3 protein-coding genes are annotated in these 4,969 nt (G+C 64.2%); all 3 read left to right on the top strand.

What is annotated here, in order from left to right:
* Positions 1-9 precede the first annotated feature (9 nt).
* The 3 genes from aroQ to pyrG all read left to right on the top strand — a co-directional run bounded on the left by aroQ (position 10) and on the right by pyrG (position 4,750).
* Positions 10-480 carry a type II 3-dehydroquinate dehydratase gene (gene aroQ, locus AC0AP0_RS08955; protein ID WP_490430211.1) on the top strand — a complete coding sequence of 157 codons (471 nt, stop codon included), beginning with the start codon at positions 10-12 and terminating at the stop codon, positions 478-480.
* A complete protein-coding gene (locus AC0AP0_RS08950; RefSeq protein ID WP_490430210.1) occupies positions 477-3,020 on the top strand; it encodes an excinuclease ABC subunit UvrA in 2,544 nt (847 codons plus the stop codon). Before aroQ ends, AC0AP0_RS08950 begins: the two co-directional genes overlap by 4 nt.
* Before the next feature lie 65 nt (positions 3,021-3,085).
* Positions 3,086-4,750: a CTP synthase gene (pyrG, locus tag AC0AP0_RS08945; protein ID WP_198179751.1), complete on the top strand. Its 1,665-nt coding sequence runs from the start codon at positions 3,086-3,088 to the stop codon at positions 4,748-4,750.
* Positions 4,751-4,969: the final 219 nt, after the last annotated feature.

Raw genomic sequence — 4,969 nt, 5'->3', positions numbered from 1 at the left:
GAATGACAGATGGCGGATGCCGACAAGGGCAGGCAGACGGTTCTGGTGGTCAACGGACCCAACCTGGGTCGGCTGGGAGTGCGCGACCCTGATGTCTACGGTCGTCAGGATCTGGCGGCGCTGACCCGGGACTGCGAAGACTGGGGTCGGCAGCTGGGTCTGGATGTCCAGGTGCTGCAATCGGACGACGAGGGCCAGGTCATCCGCTGGATGCATCAGGCCGTGGACCAGGGCAGCGCGGTGGTACTCAACCCGGCCGCCTTCACCCACTACAGCTATGGACTTGCCGATGCCGCCGTCCAGGTCACCCAGGCAGGGCTGCCGCTGATGGAGGTCCATATTTCCAATCCTTCATCCCGGGAGGCCTTCCGCCGACGCAGCGTCATCTCGCCGGTGGCAACCGGCACCATCACCGGCTTGGGTTTCTACGGCTACAGGCTGGCCCTGGAGGCTGTGGCCCACCTGCTGGAGAACGCATGAGTGACAGCGGGGAGACCGGCAGGAAACTCCCCGCACCGCCCAAGGCCATCCTTGTCCGCGGCGCCAGGGTCCACAACCTGCGCAATCTGGATGTAGACATTCCTTTGAATCACCTGGTGGGCATCGCCGGTGTCTCGGGCTCCGGCAAGTCCTCCCTGGCTCTGGGGGTCCTCTATGCCGAGGGTTCCCGGCGCTACCTGGAATCCCTGTCCACCTACACCAGGAGGCGGATGACCCAGGCCCAGCGCCCACAGGTGGACTCGGTGCGTTTCCTGCCCCCCGCACTGGCCCTGCGTCAACGCCCGGGCGTGGGCGGCATGCGCTCCACCTTCGGCACCGCCACCGAGCTGCTTAACGTGCTCAGGCTGATGTTCTCCCGGCTGGCCAGCCATGTCTGCCCCAATGGCCATCGCCAGGAGCCCACCCTGGCTGTGGCGGCCGAGATGCCCATCACCTGCCCGATCTGCGGCGCTACGGTGGAGCCTCCCAGCGCCGAGGAGCTGGCCTTCAACTCCCTGGGAGCCTGCCCCACCTGCCAGGGGACCGGGACGGTGCGCGAGGTGGACGACGCCACCCTGGTTCCCGACGACAGCCTGACCATCGACCAGGGGGCCGTGGTGCCCTGGCGGACCTTCGGCTTCAACGTACAGCCCGACATCGTTCGCGAATTCGGAGTCCGCACCGACGTGCCCTGGCGGGATCTGACCGATCGGGAGCGGAAGATCGTCTTCGAGGGGCCGGCCGAGAAGAAGCACATCACCATCACTTCGATCAAGGGTGTCCACGAGCTGGACTTCACCTTCCGCAATGCACGGCTGACGGTGACCGAGGAGCTCAAGAGGGCCAACGACGACAAGCGCCTGGCCAAGGTCGCCAAGTTCCTGACCGAACGGACCTGCCCGGACTGCAAGGGTACCCGGCTCAACCAGCGGGCGCGTCTGCCCGAGATCAACAGGGACAACCTGGCCGAGGTCACCTCATGGCCCCTGGATAAGGTGCTGGACTGGGGTCGGAAGCTGCCGCCCACGCTACCCGAACCCATGCGGCCCATGGCCTCTGCCCTCTGCAAGACCCTGGACGAGATGGGCAGGCGGTTGATCCAGCTGGGACTGAGCTACCTGACCCTGGACCGCTCCAGTGCCTCCCTGTCCACAGGGGAGCGGCAGCGGGCCCAGTTGGCCAGGGCCGTGCGTAACGAGACCACCGGCGTGCTCTATGTGCTGGATGAGCCCTCGACCGGCCTGCATCCTGCCAACCTAGAGGGGCTCATAGGGGTCATGCGCGACCTGCTGGCCGACGGCAATTCGGTGGTTTTCGTCGACCACGACGTCAAGGTTCTGCAATCAGCCGACTATCTGATCGAAATGGGTCCCGGAGCAGGGGAGCGCGGCGGCAGGATACTTGCCCAGGGGACCCCTGAAAAAATCGCCGCTGATCAGGATTCACGCATCGCCGGTTTTTTGGATGGCCGCGAGTCCGTTTTGGTACGGGACCGGCATCCCATGCCTGCAGGGAATGGGTGGATCCGCATGCAGTCAGGACCCATTCACACGGTCCACCCGCTGGACCTGGCCATTCCTCGAGGGTGTATGACGGCAGTGACCGGCGTATCCGGCTCCGGCAAGACCACCATGATCCTGGAGTCCCTGGTCCCGGCCCTGCAGGCCCGCATCCAGGGCGACCCCATGCCCAAGCATGTGCACAGCCTGGACCCGGCCGGCATAGACAGGGTTCGCCTGGTGGACTCCTCGCCCATTGGCATCAACGTGCGCTCCACGGTGGCCACCTACTCGGGGCTCATGGACCGGCTGCGCCGCCTCTTCGCGGCCACTGACCAGGCGAAAAGGGAGAAGCTGGGCATCTCGGCTTTCTCCTACAACACAGGATCGCTGCGCTGTCCCCAGTGCGACGGCACCGGCCAGATCAGCCTGGATGTGCAGTTCCTGCCGGACATCCCCATCACCTGCCCCAGTTGCCATGGTCGTCGATACCGTCCGGAGGCCGAGCACTACCGTCTGTCCACGCCGTCACACCCGGAGCCGATGAGCCTGCCCGATCTGCTGGCCATGGAGGTGGGCCGGGCCCTGGAGGTCTTCGCACAGGGCCGTGAGTACACAGCCATCCGCCGAGGCCTGCAGACACTGAAGGACCTGGGCCTGGACTACCTGACCCTGGGGGAGGACACCCCATCCCTGTCTGGCGGGGAGGCCCAGCGGCTGAAGCTGTCCAACGAGCTGGGCCGCAGGCAGAATGGCTCCATGTTCGTCCTGGACGAGCCCACCACCGGCCTGCATCCCTTGGATGTGCGCGTCCTGATCGGAGTGCTGGAACGTCTGGTCAGCAAGGGGGCCACGGTTGTCTTTATCGAGCACGATCTGGACATGATCGCCAACGCCGACCATGTGGTCGACATGGGCCCGGGCGGTGGCGATCGTGGGGGAAGAATCGTGGCCCAGGGCGACCCTGAATCAGTGGCCCGCAACACGGATTCGGTGACCGGCCGCTACCTGGCCGACCACCTGCATCTGAAGCGTGCCTGAATTCGTCCCTCCTCCTCGAGTGTTGGCCGGTTTCTGGTCGCTCCTGCCTGATAGGCTGAAGTTCCATGGTCAGAGAACATGGAAATTCGCAAGGGCATATCACCAAACACATTTTCGTCACCGGCGGCGTGGTCTCTTCACTGGGCAAGGGACTGACCGCATCCTCTCTTGGCCGGTTGCTGAGAAGCCGTGGAATCCGCGTTCTTCAACAGAAGCTGGATCCATACATCAACGTCGATCCGGGAACCATGAACCCCTTCCAACACGGCGAGGTCTACGTGACCGAGGACGGGGCCGAAACCGATCTGGACATCGGCCACTATGAGCGTTTCACCGACGTCTTCCTCTCCCAGAAGGCCAATGTGACCACCGGTCAGATTTACCAGTCCGTTCTGCGCAAGGAGCGGGCGGGGGAGTACCTGGGCCAGTGCGTCCAGGTCATTCCCCATGTGACCAACGAGATCAAGAGCCGCATGCGGGCCCAGGCCAGCGACGATGTGGACGTGATCATCACCGAGATCGGCGGGACTGTGGGTGACATCGAGTCCCAGCCCTTCATGGAGGCCGCACGCGAGGTTCGTCGGGACATCGGCCCGGACAACTGCATGTTTGTCCATGTTTCCCTGGTTCCCTACGTGGCCGCCGCCCACGAGCTCAAGACCAAGCCCACCCAGCACTCGGTCATGGCCCTGCGACAGCTGGGCATCGCCCCTGATGCCCTGGTGCTGCGCTCCGACCGGCCACTCAACCAGGGCATCAAGGACAAGATCTCCCTGATGTGCGACGTGGATGCTGAGGGCGTGGTCAACTGCGTGGATGCGCCCAGCATCTACGACGTGCCCAAGATCCTCTATAAGGAGGGCCTGGATACCTACGTGGTGCGCAAGCTGGGGCTGCCCTTCCACGATGTCGACTGGAACGAGTGGGAGGACCTGTTGGATAGGGTCCACAACCCGCGCACCAAGGTGGCCATTGCCATCGTGGGCAAGTACATCGATTTGCCGGATGCTTACCTGTCGGTTATCGAGGCGCTGAAGGCCGGCGGCTTCGCCAACCGGTCCCAGGTCCAGGTCAAGCTGGTTGCCGCCGATACCTGTGAGACCATGGACGGTGCCCGCAAGGCCCTGGAGGGCGTGGACGGCATTGTGGTCCCCGGTGGCTTCGGCATCCGCGGTATCGAGGGCAAGATCGGCGCCCTGCGCTACGCCCGCGAGACTGGCCTGCCCGCCCTGGGCCTCTGCCTGGGTCTGCAGTCCATGGTCATCGAGTTTGCCCGCCACGTCCTGGGTCTGGAGGATGCGAACTCTTCGGAGTTCGAGCCTGACTGCGAGAACCCGGTCATCGCCACCATGGAGGAGCAGAAGGACATCGTGGCGGGCCATGGCGACATGGGCCATACCATGCGGCTGGGTGCCTACCCGGCAGTGCTAAAGCCTGACTCCCTGGTGGCCCGGCTCTATGGCTCCACCGAGATTTCCGAGCGCCACCGCCACCGCTATGAGGTCAACGTGGCCTACAAGGAGCGGCTGGATAAGGCCGGCCTGCACATCTCGGGCACCAGCCCGGACGGGCAGCTGACCGAGTTCGTGGAGCTCTCCCAGGATCAGCACCCCTTCTATGTGGGCACCCAGGCCCACCCGGAGTTCAAGTCTCGGCCCACCAAGCCGCACCCTCTCTTCACTGGTCTGGTCAAGGCCAGTCTGGAGCACGGAGGCCAGGAGGCCGCCTGAGGTCGATTCGTTTTCAAAAACGTTGACTAAGATCGCTCGTTTCCCTCTTATGGGAGACGGGCGATCGTCCGTATTAGTGCTTTTGTCAAGAGGCGGGCTGGATTCCTTAGAGAGCGTAAGCCCAGGTCTGGCGGTTCACTACGGTCCCGGTTATCCTGTAATGGTGTGAACGGCCGCATATGGCGGCCGTGCGTGTGTTAGGAGGTCTCAGCTCGTGGA

This window comes from Bifidobacterium sp. POST2/T3 (B1) (genome assembly GCF_058197115.1).
This window is presented reverse-complemented; position numbering and strand designations above follow the sequence as displayed.

Coding starts and splice junctions, on each gene's coding strand:
- aroQ (WP_490430211.1), top strand. CDS start 10: ATGGCGGATGCCGACAAGGGCAGGCAGACGGTTCTGGTGGTCAACGGA.
- AC0AP0_RS08950 (WP_490430210.1), top strand. CDS start 477: ATGAGTGACAGCGGGGAGACCGGCAGGAAACTCCCCGCACCGCCCAAG.
- pyrG (WP_198179751.1), top strand. CDS start 3,086: ATGGTCAGAGAACATGGAAATTCGCAAGGGCATATCACCAAACACATT.